Origin of the sequence: Paraburkholderia sp. SIMBA_053 (genome assembly GCF_046534895.1) — a bacterium.
GTDB lineage: Bacteria > Pseudomonadota > Gammaproteobacteria > Burkholderiales > Burkholderiaceae > Paraburkholderia > Paraburkholderia caledonica.
The window spans coordinates 63,492-85,126 of sequence record NZ_JAWRXU010000018.1 but is presented as its reverse complement, the minus strand read 5'-3'; the positions used below and the strand labels follow the sequence as shown (position 1 = coordinate 85,126).

Genomic DNA, 21,635 nt, shown 5'->3' with positions numbered 1-21,635 from the left:
GCGGCGCGCTGACAAGCGCGCCGCGTCGCATGGCGCAGTCTTTCCTGACCGTGTTGTGTTGCTGATTTCGCGGTGGTCCGGCATTTGGCCGAGCTACCAGTTCCGTTTCCCTCAATGCCGGCACTCGCCGGCATTTTCTTCGACAGGTCGCGACCATGGCTGTCAATTTCCCCTCGATCGATCCCGCTCAACTGCATCCCGTCGCCGGCGTCACGCTCGGTTGGGCGGAGGCGAACATTCGCAAGCCGAACCGCAAGGACGTGCTCGTCATTTCCGTCGATGAAGGCGCGACGGTAGGCGGCGTCTTCACGCAGAACCGCTTTTGCGCGGCGCCGGTCACGGTGTGCCGCGAGAATCTGGAGCGCGTGCGCGCCGGCGGCAAGCCGATTCGGGCCCTGGTGATCAACACCGGAAACGCGAACGCGGGCACCGGCGAACCGGGTCTCGTCGCGGCGCGCGAAACCTGCGTGGAACTCGCGCGCCTCGCGGACATCGCGCCGGAGCAGGTGCTGCCGTTTTCAACGGGCGTGATTCTGGAGCCGTTGCCGGTCGATCGTCTGAAGGCGGGTTTGCCGGCCGCGCTCGCGAACCGCAAGGAAGCCAACTGGTACGACGCCGCGCAGGCGATCATGACCACCGACACGCTGCCGAAGGCGACCTCGCGCCAGGTCACGATCGAGGGCCACACCGTCACGCTGACCGGCATCAGCAAGGGCGCCGGCATGATCAAACCGAACATGGCGACCATGCTCGGCTTCCTCGCGTTCGACGCGGCGCTTGCTCAGCCGGTGCTCGACGCGCTGGTCAAACACGTTGCAGACCGGTCGTTCAACTGCATCACGATCGACGGCGATACGTCGACGAACGATTCGTTCATCCTGATCGCGTCGGGCAAATCGAGCCTGCCGGCGATCACCTCCACCGACTCGCCCGCTTACGCAGCGTTGCGCGACGCGGTGACCGAAGTCGCACAGACGCTCGCGCAGCTGATCGTGCGCGACGGCGAAGGCGCGACCAAATTCATGACGGTGCACGTAGAAGGCGGTTCGAGCGTCGGTGAATGCCGGCAGATCGCGTATGCGATCGGCCATTCGCCGCTCGTGAAGACAGCCTTTTATGCATCGGACCCGAACCTCGGCCGCATTCTCGCGGCTATCGGCTATGCCGGCATCGACGATCTCGACGTCGGCAAGATCGATCTGTATCTGGACGACGTGCTGGTCGCGACTGCCGGCGGCCGCAATCCGGCGTACCGCGAAGAAGACGGCCAGCGCGTCATGAAAAAGAGCGAGATCGGCATTCGCGTCGTGCTCGGCCGCGGCAATGCGCAAGCCACGATCTGGACTTGCGATCTGTCGCACGACTACGTGAGCATCAACGCCGACTACCGCTCGTAACCAGGTTCATCATGCGGCTTCTGGCTGCTCACTCATTGTTATGGACAAACTCGAACAGTTTCTGACACGGGCCGAAGCCGTGCTCGTCCGCCTGGAAGCGATGCTTCCGCCCGCCGCGCCTGAGATCGACTGGGCGGCGGCGGTTGCTTTCCGCTGGCGCAAACGCCAGGGGCGCGGCTACCTGCAGCCGGTGCCGGCCATCTCCGACATCACGCTCGACGATCTGCAAAACATCGACCGTCAAAAAGCGCTGATCGAGCAGAACACGCGCCAATTTGTCCACAAGCTGCCGGCCAATAACGTGCTGTTGACGGGCGCGCGGGGCACCGGCAAGTCGTCGCTGATCAAGGCGTGCCTGAACGCGTATGCGAAAGACGGCTTGCGCCTGATCGAAGTGGACAAGGACGATTTGCACGATCTGGGCGACATCGTCGATCTGATTGCGAAGCGGCCGGAGCGCTTCGTGGTGTTCTGCGACGACCTCTCGTTCGAAGACGGCGAGTCGGGCTACAAGGCGCTGAAAGTTGCGCTCGACGGCTCGGTTGCCGCGCAATCGGACAACGTGCTCATTTACGCGACGTCGAACCGCCGCCATCTGTTGCCGGAGTACATGAGCGACAACGAGACCTATAAGCACACGTCAGACGGTGAGATTCATCCCGGCGAACTGGTCGAAGAAAAGATCTCACTGTCGGAACGTTTCGGCCTGTGGGTCAGCTTCTATCCGTTCAAGCAGGACGACTACCTGTCGATCATCGGCCACTGGCTGCGGCATTTCGGCTGCAATGACGCTGAAGTCGAAGCGGCGCGCGGCGACGCGCTCGTGTGGGCACTCGAGCGCGGTTCGCGCTCGGGGCGCGTCGCGTGGCAGTTTGCGCGCGACTGGTCAGGCCGGAAATCCGAAGCATGAGCGACGCGCAGACGAACTCGGCCGGTCGTCCGGTGACGGAAGTCGCCGTCGGCGTGCTCGTGCAGCCGGACGGGCGCTATCTGCTCGCGCAGCGTCCGGCGGGCAAGCCGTACGAGGGCTACTGGGAATTCCCGGGCGGTAAGCTGGAGACGGGCGAATCGGTCGAGGCGGCGCTTGCCCGCGAGTTACATGAAGAGCTGGGCATCGAAGTGGAAGCGTGCCACCTTTGGCATACGCTCGAACACGATTATCCGCATGCTTATGTGCGGCTCTTTTTCTGCAAGGTGACGCAGTGGAAGGGCGAGCCGCACGGCCGCGAAGGCCAAGCGTTCGTGTGGCAGGCGCTGCCGGCCGAGGTTGCGCCGCTCCTGCCGGCGACCATTCCCGTGCTGGAGTGGCTCGCGTCGGAGAAACGCTGACAGGTTCAAGCGGACGACGCGCCCCGCGCGCTCAATGCGGGTTGTAGTCGCCGCCAGGCGTCTCGTCTGACGGCGCTTCCTGATCGGTCCCGCCGATTTTGTACTTTTCAGCGGCCCACGCGCCGAGATCGATCTGTTTGCAGCGGTCCGAGCAGAACGGGCGGAAGCGGTTTTCGGGTGTCCAGCGGACGTCCTTTCCGCAGGTGGGGCATTTGACGACGGTTGGCATACGGTCAGGCGGTCAGTACAAATGGAACAAGTAACGAATATAGGGGCTTTTGCTGCCGCTTTAAAGGCGCGGCGAGCAAGCCGACCGCTTTATTGAGTCCGTGCAGCGCTCGCGAAGGGCTTGCTTACAGGCTGCAAAGCGTGAGCTGGAAGGGCACATCCACATCGACGGCACGCGGACGCAAATCGCCGTCCTGCACCGTGAAGCGCACCCAGAGCATGTATTTGTTGGCGCTGGCCTCGGGAATCACGCGCAATTCAGGCGCCACGCGCACCTGCATCAACTGATACGAGCGGCCCGACAGCATTTGCTGATAGCTGCCTGCCATGGCCATAACCTTCGACGCCTGCCCCGACTCCCGTGCAAGCCTCAGCACAATCGTGGCCGCGTCGCGCAAAGGCAGCAGCGGTGTGACCCACTTGGCAATGTCCTGACGCCGCTGATCCGGATGCAGTTGCTGCCACGCGTAATAAGAGGGCAGGTCGAATTTGCAGGTGCCGCCCGGAATGATCGCCCGGCTGCGGATGCTCGCGAGCCATTCGTTCTCCGCAAGATGCTGGCCCGTCTTGCCCTGCATCTGCGAAAGTCCCGCCAACGTGTGCTCGATTTCGCCGAGCACTGCTTCAAGCGCGCTCTGCTCGATTCCCGGATTGCCGCGAAACGGTGCGAGCGTTTGCCGCTGCCGTTCGAGTTCCTTCATCAGATCGGACTTGAGATCCGCGCGACCCGCCACCTCTGTGATTTCGAAGAGCGTGGTGAGTGCGACATGATGTTCCCTGGCGTCTTCTTGCGTCAGAAAAAACGTGAAGCGCTCGAACAGGTCTTCGAGGCGCAATAGCGTCCGGATTCGCTCGTTGAAGGGGTACTCGTAAAGGATCAAGCGGGCTCGCCTCGGGCGTGGTCGGTGACGGGAATGCAGGACATTCTAATGCCGTGGGACTACCCTAGCAATCACGCGCTTTTCCTGCGGGTTTTTGCACATTTTCGGGCGCGTTTTTGATGGTTTTCCGCTGCTTCGGCATACAGCTCAAGCCAAAGTTCAACGTTTCGCGCCAATCGGTCACACAGGCTCTGCGCGAGCCAGCGCCAGGTATGCGCGATGCTGCGCCTCGACTTGCGCTTCGAGCGCACTGAGCGGCGCATTGTCGTTGAAGATCACGTCATCTGCCGCGGCGAGCCGCGCTTCGCGCGTAGCTTGGCGGGCGATGATCGCGAGCACCTGTTCGCGGCTGAAACCATTGCGGTTCATTACGCGCGAGATTTGCGTCTCCATGCTGCAATCCACGGCGAGTACGCGATTCACGCGGGTTTTCCAGCTGCCTGACTCCACCAGCAGCGGGACCACAACGATCACATAGGGGCCGGTGGCCTCGCGTTGCTCGCGTTCCGTTTCTGCACGAATCAGCGGATGGGTGATGTTTTCGAGCCGTTTGCGCGCCGCGTCGTCGCTGAATACAAGCGTGCGCATGCGTGCGCGGTCGAGCGAGCCGTCCGCTGCGACGAACTCGTTGCCGAACTCCGCGGCGATCTGGGGCATCGCCATGCCGTGCGGCGCGGTGATGCGATGCGCGATCAGATCGGTGTCGACGAGCGGCACGCCATGCGCCGCGAACAGATCGGCAACAGTCGATTTGCCGCTGCCGATGCCGCCTGTGAGTCCCACAACGAACATGCTTCAGCCTCCGAGAGCCAGGTAAAGCGGTGTGCCGAAAAACAAGGTGAGAACGCCGCCCGCCGCAAGAAACGGCCCGAAAGGCAGCGGCTCTTCAAAGCGCATGCGGCCGCGCCACGTTGCCGCGAGACCGACGACCGCGCCCGCGACGGCGGCGACCAGCACGATCTGAGGGAGTGCCGCCCAGCCAAGCCACGCGCCGAGCGCCGCGAGCAGTTTGAAGTCGCCATAACCCATGCCGTCGATACCTCGCACGAGCCTGAATAGCCAATGCACGGCCCACAGCACGAGATAGCCGAAAATGGCGCCGAGCACGGCATCCTGGAGACTCGCGAACACGCCGTAGTAGTTGACGATGATGCCTGCCCAAAGCAGGGGCAACGTCATCAAGTCCGGTAGCAGATGCGTGTCGATGTCGATGGCGCTCATCGCGAGCAGGGCGGCGCACAGTCCGAACGCGGCGAGCGCGGCGAGCGTTGGACCGAACAGCGCGAGAGCGCCGGCTGCGAGGGCTGCAGTGCAGAGTTCGAGTAGCGGATAACGCGGGCTCACGCGCGCCCCGCATGAGGAACAGCGCCCGCGCAGCAGCAGATAGCTGATCAACGGCAGGTTCTCCCATGCGTGCAACACATGCCCGCAGTGAGGACAGGCGCTGCGTGGCACCCACAGGTTGTAGCGCGCCGGCAGGCCGTCTTCTTCGAGAGGTTGGTTGGTCGCCTCGCTCACTTCCAGGCGCCATGCGCGTTCGAGCATGATCGGCACTCTATGCACGACGACGTTCAGGAAGCTGCCGATGACGAGCCCGAATACGATCGCAAAAGCAAACTGCAAGGCGGGCGGCAGGCTGCCGAATGCCTGACCGAGACCCGCTGCGAAATGATCCGGCAGCAGGTTCGAAAGCGAGCCCGAAAGCAGGTTGGAGGAGGTTTCTGGCACGAGTGAGTGAGCTGCCTGCATGGACGATACGGTGGATTCGGCTGCGATGCTACACCACGTTGCCGAGTTGAATAATGGGAAGATACATCGCGATGACAAGCCCGCCGACCAGCGCCCCCAGCACAATGATGACGAGCGGTTCGCACAGACTCGACAGCGTGCCGATCTTTTCGTCTACCTGACGATCGGCCAGCGACGCCACGTCGAGAAGCATGGTGTCGAGTGCTCCGGACTCCTCGGCAACGGCGACCGGCTGCACGACATCTTGCGGGAAGCAGCTTGCCGAACGCATGGCCGCTGCAAGCCGTTCGCCGCGCCGCAGGCGCGCCGCGATGTCCACAGTTGCGCGATCGAAAAAGGCGTTGCCCGTGGCGTGAGTCAGCGAATCGAATGCGTCGGCGAGCGGCGTGCCGGCCGACAGCAAGGTGCCGAGCGCGCGGCTCCACCGAGCGGCGCAGAGCGTGGCCAGCAGTGAACCGGCAACCGGTATTTTCAGCGATAAACGCGCGAAGCGGAGGCGCGCCGTTTCGGAACGCCGCAGAAGAAACGTCGCCGCGAAATACGCCGCGACGATGACTGCGATGGCGGGCACACTCCATTGCGCGGCACCCGACGACAGCGCTAGTACGAACTGTGTTGGCGCGGGCAAACGCGCGCCAAATCCGTCGAAGATCTGTTTGAAAGTCGGCACCACCCAGACGAGCAAAGCGGCGGTGATCGCCAGAGCCAGCAGCAGGATTACGACAGGATAGGTCAACGCCGCGCGCACTTTCGCCCGTTGCGCGGCGGCGCGCTCGCGGTCGTCGGCGATACGCGCTAGAACCGCGGGCAGAGCGCCAGCGGCCTCGCCCACTTCGACGAGTTGACAATACAAAGCGTTGAACTGCAAGGGATGCTGTTGCAAGGCAGCCGAAAATCGCAGGCCGGCAGTGATGTCGCGAGCCAATGCGCCGACGATCCGCGGCATGCCCGGACGGCGCGAACTTTGCGCTTGGCCCAATAGGTCCAGTGCGGGAGCGAGCGGCAAGCCGGCGCGCAGCAGGCTTGCTAGCTGGCGTGTGAACAGCGTGACGTCTGCGGTATTCGCTTTCGGGCGCGGCGCCGGTCCGTCGGCTTTCAGATCGACCACGAACAGGTTGTCGCGCTTGAGCAGAGCGCGAGCGGTGCCCGCATCCGGCGCAATGAGCAAGCCCGTTCTATGGTTGCCGTCGGGATCGACACCGTGCCATCGGAAGCGCGTGTCGGTCGATGCAGGGCGACGTGTAACGGTATTATTCACGCGACCTCGGTGGCGGCGAGTGCTTCGGCGAGGCTCGTCGTGCCGTCGCGCACGCGAGCCAACGCGGCGTCGCGAAGCGTGCCGATGCGTTCGCTGCGCGCCTGCCGCGCGAGTTCGTGCGTTCCCGCTCGCGCGACGATCAACTCACGCATCGCATCGGACACGGGCATAACCTGATGGACGCCGACGCGGCCCCGATAGCCAATGCCGTGACAAGCCGCACAACCCTTCGCAGCGTAGGGCTGCCAACCGTCGATCTGTTCTTCGGCAAAGCCCGCTGAACGAAGTGCCGCGGCGGAGTGTGGCGCGGGCGTCCGGCAAGCTTTGCACAGGCGGCGCACCAGCCGCTGCGCCGTCACCATGCGCAGGGCGGCCGCGAGGTTGTACGGCGCCACGCCAATGTCGATCAGACGCGCGGCAGCGGCTGGCGCGTCGTTCGTGTGCAACGTCGACAGCACCAGGTGGCCGGTTTGCGCGGCCTTAACGGCGACGTCGGCGGTTTCATCGTCGCGTATTTCGCCAACCATGACGACGTCCGGATCCTGGCGTAGAAAGGCACGCAACGCGACGGCGAAAGTGAGCCCGGCCTTTTCACGCACGCTGACCTGATTGATGCCGGCCAACTGGATTTCTGCCGGATCTTCGACCGAGCACACATTGCGCGACTCGCTGTTGAGCAGATTCAGGAAGCAGTACAACGACAGCGTCTTGCCGCTGCCTGTCGGCCCCGTGACGAGCACGAGGCCGTGCGGCGCGCGAATTGCAGAATCGACGGCATCGCGCTGCCGTGCATCGAGCCCGAGCGAGTCGAGCGAAAGATCGGTTGGCAGCGCGTCGAGCCTGCGCAATACGAGCTTTTCCCCGAACAGCGTGGGCAGCGAGTTGACGCGGTAGTCCTCGATTCGTCCCGGCGACGTGGCCAGCCGAAGCCGGCCGTCCTGTGGAACACGCCGCTCGGCGATGTCCATGCGCGCCAGAACCTTCACGCGCGTGATAAAGGCGTCCCGCAGATGGGCGGGCGGCGTCGCTATTTCATGCAGCACGCCGTCGATGCGCAAGCGCACCCGCCAGCCGTTTTCCGCTGGTTCGATGTGCAGATCCGACGCGTTGCGACGTGTCGCTTCCCGCAGCGTGTCAGTGAGCAGACGCACGGCGGGGGCGTTGTCAGGATCGTGGGCCAGTGCGGCAACGCCGTCGGTTTCGCCGGTGCGCGCGTTTGGCTTATTGCGAGGGGCGTTCTCGCTGCCTGCCGGTAGTGGCCGCAGCAAGGCCGCGGGTTGAAAAGAAGCTTGCATGAAGAGCCGGCGACTAGCCGCCTGTAGAACACGACGGCTTCATCTTCGAGCAAGGCGGGCGGGGCCGCCACTCGGCCATTCGGCTAATGGCACCCGGGACGGGCTTGTGCGATGCTGGGGTGTGCGCCCGGCCTCTACCTCGATCTCAACCGGTAGGCTTTAACCCAGCAGCGCCTTGCCGCCCTTCCCGCGCGCTGGCGGCTTGAACAGCTTGACGGTGCGGATCGCCTGGTCGTCGCTGCGCATCACTTCGAGCTTTACGTCGCCGATCTGCACACAGACGTCGCCATCGGGAATGTCTTCGAGAATTTCGAGGATCAGCCCGTTAAGCGTTTTCGGGCCGTCGGTGGGCAGCGAGAGTTGCAACCAGCGGTTCAGTTCACGCAGCGGCATGCTGCCCGCGACGATGCATTCGCCGAGCTCGTTCCAGCCCCCGCGCGAATTGGCGCCGCGCGGGATCGACGTGGTGAACTCGCCGATCAGTTCCTCGATGATGTCTTCCGGCGTCACGAGCCCTTGCAACTCGCCGTATTCGTTGACGACGAGCGCGATGCGATGGCGGCTCTCCTGGAAGTACTGCAATTGCTGGAACACCGGCGTGCCGGTCGGCACGAAGTACGGCTCGGCGAGCAGCTCGCGCAGCGTCTCGCGCTCCAGTTCCTGGTTGTGCAGAGCGGCCAGTGTCTTGCGAACGTGCAGCACGCCGAGCACGCGGTCAATGTCGCCTTGATAGACGACTAGCTTGTTGTGATAGCAGGTTTCGAGCTGATGCAGAATCTGCTCGAACGGCGCGTCGAAGTCGAGCGCCTCGATGCGTCGCCGCGGGATCATCACATCGTCGACGTAAATGTTTTCGAGGTCGAACAGGTTGAGGAGAATGCTGCGGTGCTTGGTCGGCATGAAGCTGCCGGACTCGAGCACGATGGTGCGCAGTTCTTCTGTGGAGAGGCGCTGATCGCGCGCGCCTTGTGTGTTGATGTGCAGCACCCGCAGGATGCCGGTGGCGAACAGATTGACGAACCAGACGAGCGGCCTGGCGATGCGCATCATCGGCGCGATGAGCAGGCTGGCGGGCAGCGCGATCTTTTCGGGAAACGTCGCGCCGACGATTTTCGGCGTGATCTCGGCGAAAACGATAATCAGAAACGCGACGATGCCGGTCGCGATAGACAGCACCACGTTGTTACGACCGAACGTATGCAGCGCGATCGAAGTGGTCAGCACCGGAATGATGGTGTTGAACAGATTGTTGCCGATCAGCACGACGCTCAGCAGTTGATCCGTGTGCGCCAGAAGACCCTGAGTGGTCTTCGCGCCGAGCGCATTCTTGCTGGCAAGGTGCTTCAGGCGATGGCGGTTGAGCGCCATCATCGCCGTTTCGGATATGGAGAAAAAGCTCGAGCAGATAAGCAGCAGAAAGACGGCGCCAATCTGCGCCCATAAGGGAAGTTGTTCCACGCGTCGTGAAGGATAGAAGAGGGGAAAAGGATGGGGAGAATATAGCAGAGGGGGCGGCGCAACCCGCCACCAGGGAAGTTGCGAGCCGGGCGGCTTCAGCTAGAACCGCGTGCGGGCGCGGCGAGCAGGGCGGCAAGATCTGGCCGCAAAAACAAAAAACCGCCGAGCAAGCTGGGCGGTTTTTCGAGCCTTGAACTAACAAGGCGAATCTGGTCGGGGTGAGAGGATTCGAACCTCCGGCCTCTACGTCCCGAACGTAGCGCTCTACCAGGCTAAGCTACACCCCGATGTGTACTGCAGACTCGATTCAGACTAAACCGGCGTTTGAGTCTTGTTTAAGACTGTCTCGCCGTCGAGTAAGAACATAATTCTAGCAGGCTTTCTTTGTAAATGGAATCAGGAAACGAACAAATCGCGGCTGCCGCGGCCTGTGCTTCCTGTTTCGCGCATTCGAGCGTGTGATCCAGCGCGCCGGAACGTGTGATCGCCTCGAAAATCGTGTCGAAACGGTCGGTGCCGCCTTGCTCGATGGCCTCGCGAGCGAGAGCCGACTGCTCGGGCGTGCCGCGCTCTATCAAATAGATGAGCGGCAGCGTGGGCTTGCCCTCGCGCAGATCGTCGCCGGCATTTTTCCCCATCGACTCCGCCGTGCCCGTGTAGTCGAGCCAGTCGTCCATGATCTGGAAAGCCGTACCGATGCGCCGGCCGAATTCCGCCGCCGCTGCTTCGGTTCTGGCATCTGCGCCGGCCAGCACCGCGCCGAGCTGAGCCGCGGCCTCGAAGAGCTTGGCAGTCTTGTAGCGGATCACCTGCATGTAGCGGGCTTGGTCCACGTCGGCGTCGTGCATGTTCAGCAGCTGCAGCACTTCACCTTCGGAGATGATATTGGTGGCTTCCGACAGAATCTCCATGACACGCATCTTGCCCACGCCCACCATCATCTGGAACGAGCGCGAATAGAGAAAGTCGCCGACCAGCACGCTCGCCGCATTGCCGAACAGCGCGTTGGCGGTCTGGCGGCCGCGCCGCAGATCCGATTCGTCGACCACGTCGTCGTGCAGCAGGGTTGCCGTGTGAATGAATTCGACGACCGCCGCCAGTTCGTGCCGGTGCCCCGTGGTTTCGCCGAGCGCGCCGGCCACCAGGAGCAGCAGCGCCGGCCGCAGCCGTTTGCCGCCGGCACTGATGATGTACTCGGAAATCTGGTTGATCAGCATCACCTCGGACGCAAGACGGTGCCGGATGACGCGATTCACCTGCTGCATGTCTTCGGCGATCGGAGCGAGCAGGCTGGCGGCGTTGGAGGAGGTGGTGGCAGTCGACGACATGATGGCTGAATTGGGTAGTGCCGCGAATTATAAGGCGAATCGCGGTTGTTCCGGGTCGCGGACTGCCGCGCGGCGCGCTCGTGGACACCGCCAGGCGCTGGGCTGCGCGTCGCGCGGGCGGAACGCAGGGCCGCTCTGAATGAGTTTTGACCGAGCAGCTAACTCTATGTATAATCACGGGTTTCCGCGCGCGGTGCGTGGAAAAAATGAACACAGAGTGAGGTTCTCAATGTACGCGGTCATAAAAACCGGTGGCAAGCAGTATAAAGTTGCCGTCGGCGAAAAACTTAAAGTAGAACAGATACCGGCAGACATTGACGCTGAAATCACGCTCGACCAGGTTCTCGCAGTGGGCGAAGGCGAATCGATTAAGTTCGGTGCGCCGCTGGTCAGTGGGGCTTCCGTCAAGGCTACCGTCGTGTCGCAAGGTCGTCACAAGAAAGTGACCATCTTCAAGATGCGTCGCCGGAAGCACTACCAGAAGCATGGCGGCCACCGCCAGAACTATACCGAACTGCGCATCGACGCGATCAACGCGTAAGCGCACCGGTTAAGGAGCAAATCAAATGGCACACAAAAAGGCAGGCGGATCGTCCCGGAACGGCCGCGACTCCGAGTCGAAGCGACTTGGCGTGAAAGTGTACGGCGGTCAGGCTATCAACGCTGGCGGCATCATCGTTCGTCAACGTGGCACGCGTATGCACGCTGGCGAGAACGTCGGCATCGGCAAGGATCACACCTTGTTCGCGCTGACGGACGGCCACGTTCAGTTCTCGACGAAAGGCGCCGCGAAGAAGCACATGGTCAACGTCGTCCCGGCAGCAGTCTGAGTTCACTCAGGCACGGGCTTCAGGACCGGAAAAAGGCCCCGCGAAGTTAGCGGGGCTTTTTTTATTGCGGCAAGGGACGTTGGCGCTGCAATTCCGGCGCTGCGCCTATGCCGTTCGGTCGATTGATCATCGCGCGGCGGGCGCGGCAAAATAGCAGCATCCAGTAGTATTCAGCAGCACCATCTGGCAGTACACCACGGGACGGAGTTACGCATGAAGTTCATTGACGAAGCGAGGATTGAAGTCATCGCCGGCGACGGAGGGGATGGCAGCGCGTCGATGCGCCGCGAGAAGTTCGTTCCGTTCGGCGGCCCGGATGGCGGCGACGGCGGCCGGGGCGGCAGCGTCATTGCGGTAGCAGACCGCAACATCAACACGCTGATCGACTACCGCTACGCGAAAAAACATATGGCGCGAAACGGCGAGAACGGCCGCGGCGCAGACTGCTACGGCAAGGGCGGCGACGACATCACGCTGCGCATGCCGGTCGGCACCACCATTACCGACATGGAAACCGGCGAACTGATCGCCGATCTGACCGAGCACAATCAGAGCGTGCAGATCGCGCAGGGCGGTGCGGGCGGTCTCGGCAATCTGCACTTCAAATCCAGCACCAACCGCGCTCCGCGTCAAAAAACCGACGGCAAGCCGGGCGAGCGACGCATGGTGCGCCTCGAGTTGAAGGTGCTGGCCGACGTCGGCTTGCTCGGCATGCCGAACGCGGGCAAGTCCACTTTTATCTCTTCAGTGTCGAACGCGAAGCCGAAGATCGCCGACTATCCGTTCACTACGCTTGCGCCGAATCTCGGCGTGGTTCGCGTTGGTCCGAGCCGCAGCTTTGTGATCGCCGACATTCCAGGTCTGATCGAAGGTGCCGCGGAAGGCGCGGGCCTCGGCCACCAGTTCCTGCGGCATTTGCAGCGCACGGGCTTGCTGCTGCACATCGTCGACCTGGCACCGTTCGACGAAGCGGTCGATCCAGTCGCGGAAGCCAAGGCGATCGTGAACGAACTGCGCAAGTACGACGAGCTGTTGTATCAGAAGCCGCGCTGGCTCGTGCTCAACAAGCTCGATATGGTGCCTGAAGACGAGCGTGAAGCGCGCGTTTCTGCGTTTATCGAGGGCTTCGGCTGGGACGGCCCGGTCTTCGAAATCTCGGCGCTGACCGGTCAGGGTTGCGAGAACCTCTGCTATGCGGTGTTCGACTACATCGCGGCCCATTCGGAAGCGCAGCGCGCGGCCGAAGCCGAAGACCTCGCCGCCGACGTACGCTTTCGCGAGAAGCCGGAAGCACCTGCCGCCGCTGGCGAATCCAGCGCCGACCCGCAGGGCTAAACAATTGGGGCGCCGCGCCTTTGCGGGTTGGCGGCGCGCGTCAGGCGTCATCTTGGGAGCTGCGCACAATGCGTTCCGTCATCGCAGATTCACGGCGATTGGTAGTGAAAGTCGGCTCGAGCCTCGTCACGAATGACGGGCGCGGCCTCGATCATGCTGCGATCGGCCGTTGGGCTGCGCAGATTGCCGCACTGCGCGCGCAGAGCAAGGAAGTGGTGCTAGTCAGTTCCGGCGCCATCGCCGAAGGAATGCAGCGGCTCGGTTGGAGCAAGCGCCCGCGCGAGATCGACGAATTGCAGGCCGCCGCCGCTGTCGGCCAAATGGGCCTCGCGCAGGTCTACGAAAGCCGCTTCGCCGAACATTCGATTCAAACCGCGCAAATCCTGCTGACTCATGCCGACCTTGCAGACCGCGAGCGCTATCTGAACGCGCGTTCCACGTTGCTGACGCTGCTGCGGCTCGGCGTGGTGCCGATCATCAACGAGAACGACACGGTCGTCACCGACGAAATCAAGTTCGGCGACAACGACACGCTGGGCGCACTGGTCGCGAATCTCATTGAGGGTGACGCGCTCATTATCCTCACTGATCAGCAAGGGCTTTTTACCGCCGATCCCCGGAAGGACCCGAACGCTACGCTCGTTCAGCAGGCAGATGCCGGGGCGCCGGACCTGGAAGCCATGGCTGGCGGCGCTGGCTCAAGCCTCGGTCGCGGCGGCATGCTCACCAAGATTCTCGCCGCCAAGCGCGCCGCTCACAGCGGCGCAAACACGGTGATCGCGAGCGGGCGCGAAGCGGACGTCCTGTCGCGGCTCGCGTCTGGCGAGGCGATCGGCACGCAGTTGATCGCTCGCACCGCGCGCATGGCGGCGCGCAAGCAATGGATGGCCGATCACTTGCAGGTGCGCGGCCATGTCGTGATCGACGACGGAGCCGTGGAGAAGCTGACGGCAGGCGGAAAGAGCTTGCTGCCCATCGGCATTGTCGGCGTGCAGGGCGCCTTTGCTCGCGGCGAGGTGATCGCGTGCCTCAACGCAGCCGGCCGGGAAGTGGCGCGCGGCCTCACCAACTACAGCAGTGCAGAGACAAAACTGATCCAGCGGCGTCCGAGCGGCGAGATCGAATCAGTGCTCGGCTATATGCTGGAGCCCGAACTGATTCATCGCGACAACCTGGTGCTGGTTTGAGTAGCTAACCGGCTCACGCGCAACATGTGAAAAAGCCGTTCCAGCGAAGTGCAGGAACGGCTTTTTTTCTGGCGCGTCGGCAAAGAAGCGTCAGTGAATCAACGAAGTCGCCGTGCGCTTATAGCGGATGTTTTCCACAATCGTCTTTGCGCTCCCCGTCGGGATCTTGTTCGCGCACAGATAATCCTGATACAGCGCCGCGTGATACGCGTTCAGCGCGCCATTCTCAATACGCGTGAAGTCGTTCGCGACTGTCCTGTCCCAATCGTCGTGATCCGCGTTCAGGCCGGCATACAGGCGCCATTCATAGGTGTCGCAGCGAATGCCTTCGTAGTTCACGTTGCGGGCGCCGCTCGGGCTCGTCACCACCACGGTATAGCGCACGACGCCGTCGGAGCCGACGGTCAGCGAGTTCTTGTCGATCGCGAAATGTAGCGGCGTATTGCCTGACACCTCGAAAGGCAGCAGGTTCGAGTCCTGCGGCAGCGGCGGCAAAGTCTCGACCTTGTTTTCGACCCAATTGCTCGGCCGGTCCAGCAGATAGGCAAAGGCGCTGTCGTCCTTGTTGGTGGCTTTGCCGGCGCTCGAACAGCCAGTCAGCAGGGCGCCGGTGGCGACGCACGCCACGACGAGAGCAAGTGCTTTCAATATGGTTTCCTCGAAAAAGCGGGCGCGGCTCAAGAAGCCGCGCCCGCATAGACGACATAGGCGACGTAGACGGCTGTGCAGAAGGTCAGTTGCGCACGCCGTGATGACGGAACATCGAACCCGCAGCCTCGCGAGCCGAGTCGTCGTCGAGTTCCGATACGGTGCCGGCCTCGTTCCCCGAGCCGGCAGCTTCGCCGCAATCGGACACGCTTGTCGTGTGAACCGAAGTTTCGATTCTGACGGACGTAACCGTGGTCACCGTCATTACCGTGGAATCCGGCGGACTTTCCATTGACGACGCTATCCGGGGATAACGCGGCCCGTGGTGCCCGCTGGGTTTTTCCGCACGCGGCGCAGTGCGGCGCATGAAACGGGATAGCTCCGTCAGCGCCAACTGATAAACATCCCGCTTGAACTCGATCACACAGTCGAGCGGTACCCAATACTCGTTCCAGCGCCAGGCATCGAACTCCGGGTGGTCTGTGGCGCGCAAGCAGATGTCGCAATCGCGCCCTACCATTCGGAGCAAGAACCAGATTTGTTTCTGGCCGCGGTAGTGACCGCGTACCTCGCGCTTGATGAACTTGTCAGGCACCTCGTAACGCAACCAGTCGCGCGTGCGACCAATCACCTTGACGTGCTCCGGAAGCAGACCGGTTTCTTCGTGTAACTCCCGATACATCGCTTGCACGGGGGTCTCTCCGTACTTGATGCCCCCCTGCGGAAACTGCCAGGAATGTTCACGGAGCCGTTTGCCCCAAAACACCTCGTTGTGCGCGTTCAAGAGGATGATGCCGACGTTCGGGCGAAAGCCTTCACGATCCAGCATACAACCACCTTCGAATCCTTTAAAATTGCTTTGATTATAAACAGATAACGGACCCGACGCACCGATTCGCACCAGATTGGAACGATTCGCCGCAAAAGGCCTGCTTTGCGGTAGCCTGTCCGTCTTTGCGTGCCTGATCCCTTGTGCGAAAGACTTTGCGCGGCGGCTTGTGCGCCCCGGCGGCGGCCCTTGCGCCGGAATGGCAAGCCGGGCGGCCCCGGCCAGGCAGCCGTATCGATTTCCCCGTTTTTACCCTTTCGGGCGGTCCCTCCGGAGCCGCCGCTTTTGGAAAATCTGAATGAAAGCTTCCCGTTTCTTTATCGGCACCCTGAAAGAAGCTCCGGCCGACGCCGAGATCGTCAGTCACAAGCTCATGGTGCGTGCCGGCATGATCCGCCGCGTCGCCGGCGGCATCTATAACTACCTGCCGATCGGCTTGCGCTCGATCCGCAAGGTAGAAGCGATCGTGCGTGAGGAAATGAACCGGGCAGGCGCGATCGAACTGCTGATGCCGGCCGTGCAGCCGGCCGAGCTATGGCAGGAGTCGGGTCGCTGGGAAAAATACGGCCCTGAACTCCTTCGCTTCAAAGACCGCAAGCAATCAGACTTCGTGATCGGACCGACCCACGAAGAAGTGGTGACAGACATCGCGCGTGGGCAGATCAAGAGCTACCGTCAGCTGCCGGTCAACTTCTATCAGATCCAGACGAAGTTCCGCGACGAAATCCGTCCGCGTTTCGGCGTAATGCGCGGCCGCGAGTTCATCATGAAAGACGCGTACTCGTTCGATAAGGACGCGGCAGGCCTGCGCGAGTCATATCGAAAGATGTACGACGCGTACGTGCGCATTTTCACGCGCCTCGGTCTCGATTTCCGCGCGGTCGCGGCGGACAACGGTTCGATCGGCGGCAGCGGCTCGCATGAATTCCACGTGATCGCCGATACGGGTGAGGACGCAATCGCCTACTGCCCGACGTCCGACTTCGCTGCGAACGTCGAAGCGGCCGAAGCTTTGCCGCTCTACGCACAGCGCGCGGCGCCCACCGAGCAGATGAAAAAGACGCCCACGCCGGGCAAGGCAAAGTGCGAGGCCGTCGCCGAGCTGCTGAACATTCCGCTCGAGCGCACCATCAAGTCGATCGTGCTCGCTACCGAAAACGAAGGCGCCGAGCCGACCATCTGGTTGCTGATGCTGCGCGGCGATCACGACCTGAACGAGATCAAGGCAAGCAAGCTGCCGGGCCTCGCCGATTTCCGCATGGCGACCGAGGCCGAGATCATCGAAACGTTCGGCACGCCGCCGGGCTATCTCGGTCCGCTCAACACAAAGAAGCCCGTGAAAGTCGTCGCAGACCGCACGGTCGCGAACATGAGCGACTTCGTGGTGGGATCGAACGAGGTGGACTACCACACCACGGGCGTGAACTGGGGTCGCGATCTGCCGGAACCGGTCGTTGCCGATATTCGCAACGTGAAAAAGGGCGATCCGTCGCCGGACGGCAAAGGCGTGATCGACATTTGCCGCGGCATCGAAGTCGGCCACGTCTTCCAGCTCGGCACCAAGTATTCGGAAGCAATGAACGCAACGTGCCTCGACGAAAACGGCAAGCCGCAGCCTATGGAAATGGGCTGTTACGGCATCGGCGTCACGCGTATTCTTGGCGCCGCGATCGAACAGAATTTCGACGACAAGGGCATCATCTGGCCGGAGTCGATCGCGCCGTTCGAAGTCGTGCTGTGCCCGATGGGCTATGACCGCAGCGAAGCCGTGCGCGAGCAGGCCGATAAGCTCTACGCCGAACTGGTCGAAGCGGGCATCGACGTGATTCTCGACGATCGTGGCGAGCGCCCCGGCGTGATGTTCGCCGACTGGGAGCTGATCGGCGTGCCGCATCGTCTCGTGATCGGCGATCGTGGCCTGAAGGAAGGCAAGCTCGAATATCAGGGCCGCCGCGACGCGGAGGCGACCTTGCTGCCGGTCGATGAAGCCGCGCAAACGGTCATCGGGAAGGTTCGCGCGGCGCTGGCGCGTTAAGCGGGGCGGACGGTGGAGTACACCTTCCTGTCCGCGACCGTGCTGCTGATTCTGATCACTGACCCGCTCGGCAACATTCCGCTCTTCATCAGTTGTCTGCGCGGTGTGTCACCGAAGCGGCGCACCGCGGTGATTCTGCGAGAAGTCGCGATCGCGTTTGCAATCCTGCTGGTGTTCATGGTCGTCGGCGACGCGTTTTTGCGCATGATGAGTCTCACCGACCAGTCGTTGCGCATCGGCGGCGGCATCGTGTTGTTTCTGATTGCGCTGCGTATGGTGTTCCCGCATCCGGACGGCCCTTTTGGCGGCGACGTTCGCGGCGGCGAACCGTTGATCGTGCCGCTTGCAATTCCGGCGCTGGCAGGGCCGTCGGCGCTGGCAACCGTGATGCTGCTGACGTCGCAGGCGCCCGGCAAGATGTTCGAGTGGATTGGCGCGCTGACCGTCACCATGATCGTCTGCGCTGTGGTGCTGATGCTGGCCGAGCGTATTCAGGCCTGGCTCGGCGAGAGAACCATGATGGCATTCGAACGGCTAATGGGACTCGTGCTGGTGGCGATCTCGGTGGAGATGATGCTTGGCGGTATCCGCGCGTTCGTGCATCAACTGTGAGTGACGCGCGCTGTCTGTCGAAGCGGCACTTGGTAACACGTGGACGGATCTCTAGCCGATTTAGCTGAGTGAAACCCGCAAGCAACGTTCGACGCAACAAAAAGCGGCCCAGTGGGCCGCTTTTTTTATCTCGTGATTTGCGCGCCGGGCGACTCAAGCGCCTTCAGTCAACGCGCGAATAGTCGGCAGGTTGCGCCAGTAGCCTTTGGCGTCCATGCCGCAGCCGAAAACATAGCGGTCCGGCACTTCGAAGCCGCAGTAATCGGGGCGCAGCGGCTTGGCTTTCGGAATGATCTTTTCGCACAGCACGGCGCTCAGGAAGCGCTTGGCGCCCATTGCGAGGATGCGGTCGCGGATCGCGGCCATCGTCTCGCCTTCGTCGAGGATGTCGTCGAGCACCAGCACCACGCGATCCTTCACCGACTCAGCCGGCGCCACGCGCCATTGCATCTCGTTGCCGCCCTTTGTGGTGTTGCGATAGCGGGTGAGGTGGATGTAGTCGAATTCGAGCGGGAAATCGAGGTGCGGCAACAGCATGCCGGTGAAGACCGCGGCGCCGCCCATCACCGACAGCACGAGCGGAAAGTCCTCGCTCATTTCGTTGCGGATGGAGGTCGCCATGCCGCTGATCGACGCGTTGACCTCGTCGGCCGAAACGATTTCTTCGGAGTGGCTAAAAATGTGGAGAGCTTCTTCGCGGTTCATGACGTCTGGCGGGCGGTAACTGTATACATAGTGTGAGTGGGAACGCCCTGAAGGAAGTTCCCATGGTGACGGTGGCTGCGGGCCGTGTCGGCAACCCGCGCGCCGCCGTCTTGCTAAAGCTTAGCGCATGCCGGGCAACATGCCCTTCATGCCGCGCATCATCTTTTGCAGATTGCCGCCTTTCAGCTTTTTCATCATGGTGCGCATCTGATCGTACTGGTTCAGCATGCGGTTGACTTCCTGCACCTGCACGCCCGCACCCGCGGCGATGCGGCGCTTGCGCGTGGCCTTGATGAGATCCGGCTTGGCGCGCTCGAGCGGCGTCATGGAATTGATGATGCCTTCCATGCGGCGCATCTGCTTTTCAGCCTGGCTCATGTCGGCGCCGGCGGCGGCCTGCTGGAATTGCGCGGGCAGCTTGTCCATCAGCGAAGAGAGGCCGCCCATGCCCTTCATTTGCGTCAGTTGCGCGCGGAAATCGTTGAGGTCGAAGTCGCCGCCTTTCTTGACCTTATCGGCGAGCTTCTGCGCGGCTTGAACGTCCACGCCGCGTTGCGCTTCCTCGACGAGAGCGAGAATGTCGCCCATGCCGAGAATCCGGTTCGCCATACGATCCGGGTAGAAGACTTCAAGGCCGTCGAGCTTTTCCGCGACGCCGACGAACTTGATCGGCTTGCCCGTGACGTGACGCACCGAGAGTGCGGCGCCACCGCGCGAGTCGCCGTCGAGCTTGGTCAGCACCACGCCGGTGAGCGGCAGCGCGTCGCTAAATGCTTTGGCGGTGTTGACCGCGTCCTGGCCGAGCATTGCATCGACGACGAACAGCGTTTCCGCCGGCTTCAACGTGGTGTGCAGCGCGGTGATTTCCTGCATCATCGCTTCGTCGATACCTAGACGGCCGGCGGTGTCGACCAGCAGCACGTCGTGATAATGACGCCGGGCCCAGTCGACCGCGGCACGCGCGATGTCGACCGGCTTCTGATCCGGTTCCGACGGGAAGAAGTCCGCGCCGACCTGCTCGGTCACCGTCTTCAACTGCGCGATAGCAGCGGGGCGATAGACGTCGCACGAAACAGTCAGAACCTTTTTCTTGTACTTCTCGCGCAGCAGCTTGGCGAGCTTGCCGACCGTGGTCGTTTTACCCGCGCCTTGCAGACCCGCCATCAGAATGACGGCCGGCGGCGTGACGGCGAGATTCAGTTCAGCGGCTTTGCCTTCATAGTCGCCGCCGATCACGGCGGTCAGCTCGCGCTGCACGACGCCGACGAGCGCCTGACCTGGCGACAGGCTGCTAATCACTTCTTCGCCGAGCGCCTTCTCTTTCACCTTGGCGATGAACTCGCGCACGACGGGCAGCGCCACGTCCGCCTCGAGCAGCGCCAGACGCACCTCGCGCAGCATTTCCTGGGTGTTCGCCTCGGTGAGCCGGGCTTCGCCGCGCAGCGTCTTGACGACGCGCGCCATCCGTTGAGTCAGATTGTCGAGCATGGGGAGCGATGAACAGTGCGGCCCCGGGCGAGCGCGAAGTGGAAGACGTCGCGGATCAGGGGCCTAGTGTAAACTTCGAATATGGATATTGTACTGTATGCCCTCACTGCGCTCCTGTACGGCGGACTCGCCGTAGCCGGCTGGCGCTCGCACCGGCACGCCGGGTCGCGCCCCATGCTGGAAAGCGTTCCGCCAATGCCGGCTGCCGCGACCACCGGCGCGAACACGCAGGCACAGTCCGGGTTCGCCGGCTCGGCCGCTTCGGGCATGAGTTCGTCAGGCCGCGCGTTACTGTTCGTCGCGCTGCTCGCGCACGGCGTGCTGCTGCACACCACGATCTTCCCGCAGAACGCCATGGTGTTCGGCTTTGCGTTTGCACTGTCCGCCATGTTCTGGCTCGGCGCGGGCATCTACTGGATAGAAAGCTTCTTTTTTCCGCTCGACGGACTGCGTCTGCTGGTGTTGCCGCTCGCCTGCGTCGCCTCGTTATTGCCGCTCGCGTTCAACGGCGTGCGTGTGCTGCCGTATTCGGCCGCACCCATGTTCAAGCTGCACTTTCTGATCGCCAACATCGCCTATGGTCTGTTCGCGATCGCTGCGCTGCACGCCATTCTGATGCTGCTCGTCGAGCGGCGTCTTCATGCAATGCGCGGCGGAATCGCGCAACGGAACGTGGCTGCGGCAGGCAACGGCTGGCTGTCCAGCTGGCTCGACACGCTGCCGCCGTTGCTCACGCTCGAGAAGCTGCTGTTCCGTCTGATCGGCGCCGGTTTCGTGCTGCTCACGCTGACGCTCGTGTCGGGCATCCTGTTCAGCGAGCAACTGGTCGACCGCGCGCTGCGTCTCGATCACAAGACCGTGTTTGCGATTCTTTCGTGGGTCATGTTCGGCGCGCTTCTGACAGCGCGCAAAGTGTCCGGCTGGCGCGGCCGTGCTGCATTGCGCTGGGTGCTGGCGTCGTTCGTCGCGTTGCTGCTGGCGTACGTCGGAAGCCGTTTTGTTTTCGAGGTGCTGTTGCACCGTGCTGTAGTGTGAGCGTGCCC

Annotated in this window: 22 protein-coding genes and 1 tRNA gene; 10 read left to right on the top strand and 13 right to left on the bottom strand. The window is 62.6% G+C overall.

The window, feature by feature from the left end:
• Positions 1 to 155 precede the first annotated feature (155 nt).
• Genes argJ through SB753_RS31470 form a run of 3 tightly spaced genes read left to right on the top strand, consistent with a single transcriptional unit; the run spans position 156 to position 2,726 of the window.
• Entirely contained in the window at positions 156 to 1,397 is a 1,242-nt protein-coding gene (gene argJ, locus SB753_RS31480; protein ID WP_088175763.1) for a bifunctional glutamate N-acetyltransferase/amino-acid acetyltransferase ArgJ, read from the top strand.
• A 40-nt stretch (positions 1,398 to 1,437) separates the two neighbouring features.
• Positions 1,438 to 2,307: an ATP-binding protein gene (locus tag SB753_RS31475; protein ID WP_020071231.1), complete on the top strand. Its 870-nt coding sequence runs from the start codon at positions 1,438 to 1,440 to the stop codon at positions 2,305 to 2,307.
• Positions 2,304 to 2,726, top strand: coding sequence for an NUDIX domain-containing protein (locus tag SB753_RS31470; protein ID WP_020071232.1), 423 nt, complete (start codon positions 2,304 to 2,306; stop codon positions 2,724 to 2,726). The genes SB753_RS31475 and SB753_RS31470 overlap by 4 nt, the downstream gene beginning before the upstream one ends.
• Positions 2,727 to 2,757: 31 nt before the next feature.
• Here SB753_RS31470 and yacG read toward each other — a convergent pair whose 3' ends face one another.
• From yacG to SB753_RS31425, 9 genes are all read right to left on the bottom strand, one after another.
• Positions 2,758 to 2,955 (bottom strand): DNA gyrase inhibitor YacG, encoded by a 198-nt coding sequence (gene yacG, locus SB753_RS31465; RefSeq protein ID WP_020071233.1) that lies wholly within the window; start codon positions 2,953 to 2,955, stop codon positions 2,758 to 2,760.
• A gap of 124 nt (positions 2,956 to 3,079) precedes the next feature.
• On the bottom strand, positions 3,080 to 3,835 hold the full coding sequence (zapD, locus tag SB753_RS31460; protein WP_020071234.1) for a cell division protein ZapD: 756 nt from the start codon (positions 3,833 to 3,835) through the stop codon (positions 3,080 to 3,082).
• Positions 3,836 to 4,015: 180 nt separating this feature from the next.
• The gene (gene coaE, locus SB753_RS31455) at positions 4,016 to 4,627 is read right to left on the bottom strand and encodes a dephospho-CoA kinase (RefSeq protein ID WP_410803725.1); all 612 of its coding nucleotides are present in this window, start codon (positions 4,625 to 4,627) and stop codon (positions 4,016 to 4,018) included.
• A gap of 3 nt (positions 4,628 to 4,630) precedes the next feature.
• Entirely contained in the window at positions 4,631 to 5,584 is a 954-nt protein-coding gene (locus tag SB753_RS31450; protein WP_410803724.1) for a prepilin peptidase, read from the bottom strand.
• A 28-nt stretch (positions 5,585 to 5,612) separates the two neighbouring features.
• Positions 5,613 to 6,842, bottom strand: a complete 1,230-nt coding sequence (locus tag SB753_RS31445) for a type II secretion system F family protein (protein ID WP_310067281.1) — start codon at positions 6,840 to 6,842, stop codon at positions 5,613 to 5,615.
• The gene (locus tag SB753_RS31440) at positions 6,839 to 8,137 is read right to left on the bottom strand and encodes a GspE/PulE family protein (protein WP_410803722.1); all 1,299 of its coding nucleotides are present in this window, start codon (positions 8,135 to 8,137) and stop codon (positions 6,839 to 6,841) included. The genes SB753_RS31445 and SB753_RS31440 overlap by 4 nt, the downstream gene beginning before the upstream one ends.
• A 159-nt stretch (positions 8,138 to 8,296) precedes the next feature.
• On the bottom strand, positions 8,297 to 9,595 hold the full coding sequence (locus tag SB753_RS31435) for an HlyC/CorC family transporter (RefSeq protein ID WP_410803720.1): 1,299 nt from the start codon (positions 9,593 to 9,595) through the stop codon (positions 8,297 to 8,299).
• Between the two features lie 210 nt (positions 9,596 to 9,805).
• A tRNA-Pro gene (locus SB753_RS31430) sits at positions 9,806 to 9,882 on the bottom strand.
• A gap of 48 nt (positions 9,883 to 9,930) precedes the next feature.
• Entirely contained in the window at positions 9,931 to 10,923 is a 993-nt protein-coding gene (locus tag SB753_RS31425) for a polyprenyl synthetase family protein (protein ID WP_020071241.1), read from the bottom strand.
• A gap of 229 nt (positions 10,924 to 11,152) precedes the next feature.
• Between SB753_RS31425 and rplU the strand changes: the two genes are divergently transcribed.
• The 4 genes from rplU to proB all read left to right on the top strand — a co-directional run bounded on the left by rplU (position 11,153) and on the right by proB (position 14,275).
• Positions 11,153 to 11,464 carry a 50S ribosomal protein L21 gene (gene rplU, locus SB753_RS31420; RefSeq protein ID WP_006051835.1) on the top strand — a complete coding sequence of 104 codons (312 nt, stop codon included), beginning with the start codon at positions 11,153 to 11,155 and terminating at the stop codon, positions 11,462 to 11,464.
• A gap of 25 nt (positions 11,465 to 11,489) precedes the next feature.
• Positions 11,490 to 11,753: a 50S ribosomal protein L27 gene (gene rpmA / locus SB753_RS31415; protein ID WP_020071242.1), complete on the top strand. Its 264-nt coding sequence runs from the start codon at positions 11,490 to 11,492 to the stop codon at positions 11,751 to 11,753.
• 213 nt (positions 11,754 to 11,966) lie between these two features.
• Positions 11,967 to 13,088, top strand: coding sequence for an Obg family GTPase CgtA (gene cgtA / locus SB753_RS31410; protein ID WP_020071243.1), 1,122 nt, complete (start codon positions 11,967 to 11,969; stop codon positions 13,086 to 13,088).
• A gap of 68 nt (positions 13,089 to 13,156) precedes the next feature.
• On the top strand, positions 13,157 to 14,275 hold the full coding sequence (proB, locus tag SB753_RS31405) for a glutamate 5-kinase (RefSeq protein WP_027779645.1): 1,119 nt from the start codon (positions 13,157 to 13,159) through the stop codon (positions 14,273 to 14,275).
• 90 nt (positions 14,276 to 14,365) lie between these two features.
• Here the strand turns inward: proB and SB753_RS31400 are convergent, their stop codons facing one another.
• On the bottom strand, positions 14,366 to 14,923 hold the full coding sequence (locus SB753_RS31400) for a CNP1-like family protein (RefSeq protein ID WP_087751775.1): 558 nt from the start codon (positions 14,921 to 14,923) through the stop codon (positions 14,366 to 14,368).
• A gap of 85 nt (positions 14,924 to 15,008) precedes the next feature.
• Entirely contained in the window at positions 15,009 to 15,752 is a 744-nt protein-coding gene (locus SB753_RS31395) for an RNA pyrophosphohydrolase (RefSeq protein ID WP_020071246.1), read from the bottom strand.
• Between the two features lie 298 nt (positions 15,753 to 16,050).
• Here SB753_RS31395 and SB753_RS31390 point away from each other — a divergent pair, with 298 nt between their 5' ends.
• Together SB753_RS31390 and SB753_RS31385 are read left to right on the top strand one after the other, a co-directional pair.
• The gene (locus SB753_RS31390; RefSeq protein ID WP_020071247.1) at positions 16,051 to 17,787 is read left to right on the top strand and encodes a proline--tRNA ligase; all 1,737 of its coding nucleotides are present in this window, start codon (positions 16,051 to 16,053) and stop codon (positions 17,785 to 17,787) included.
• Positions 17,788 to 17,799: 12 nt separating this feature from the next.
• Entirely contained in the window at positions 17,800 to 18,399 is a 600-nt protein-coding gene (locus tag SB753_RS31385) for a MarC family protein (RefSeq protein WP_020071248.1), read from the top strand.
• Between the two features lie 153 nt (positions 18,400 to 18,552).
• Here the strand turns inward: SB753_RS31385 and SB753_RS31380 are convergent, their stop codons facing one another.
• Positions 18,553 to 19,104 carry a hypoxanthine-guanine phosphoribosyltransferase gene (locus SB753_RS31380; RefSeq protein WP_020071249.1) on the bottom strand — a complete coding sequence of 184 codons (552 nt, stop codon included), beginning with the start codon at positions 19,102 to 19,104 and terminating at the stop codon, positions 18,553 to 18,555.
• A gap of 120 nt (positions 19,105 to 19,224) precedes the next feature.
• Positions 19,225 to 20,592, bottom strand: a complete 1,368-nt coding sequence (gene ffh, locus SB753_RS31375; RefSeq protein WP_020071250.1) for a signal recognition particle protein — start codon at positions 20,590 to 20,592, stop codon at positions 19,225 to 19,227.
• Positions 20,593 to 20,673: 81 nt separating this feature from the next.
• Here ffh and SB753_RS31370 point away from each other — a divergent pair, with 81 nt between their 5' ends.
• Positions 20,674 to 21,627: an inner membrane protein YpjD gene (locus tag SB753_RS31370; RefSeq protein ID WP_020071251.1), complete on the top strand. Its 954-nt coding sequence runs from the start codon at positions 20,674 to 20,676 to the stop codon at positions 21,625 to 21,627.
• Positions 21,628 to 21,635: the final 8 nt, after the last annotated feature.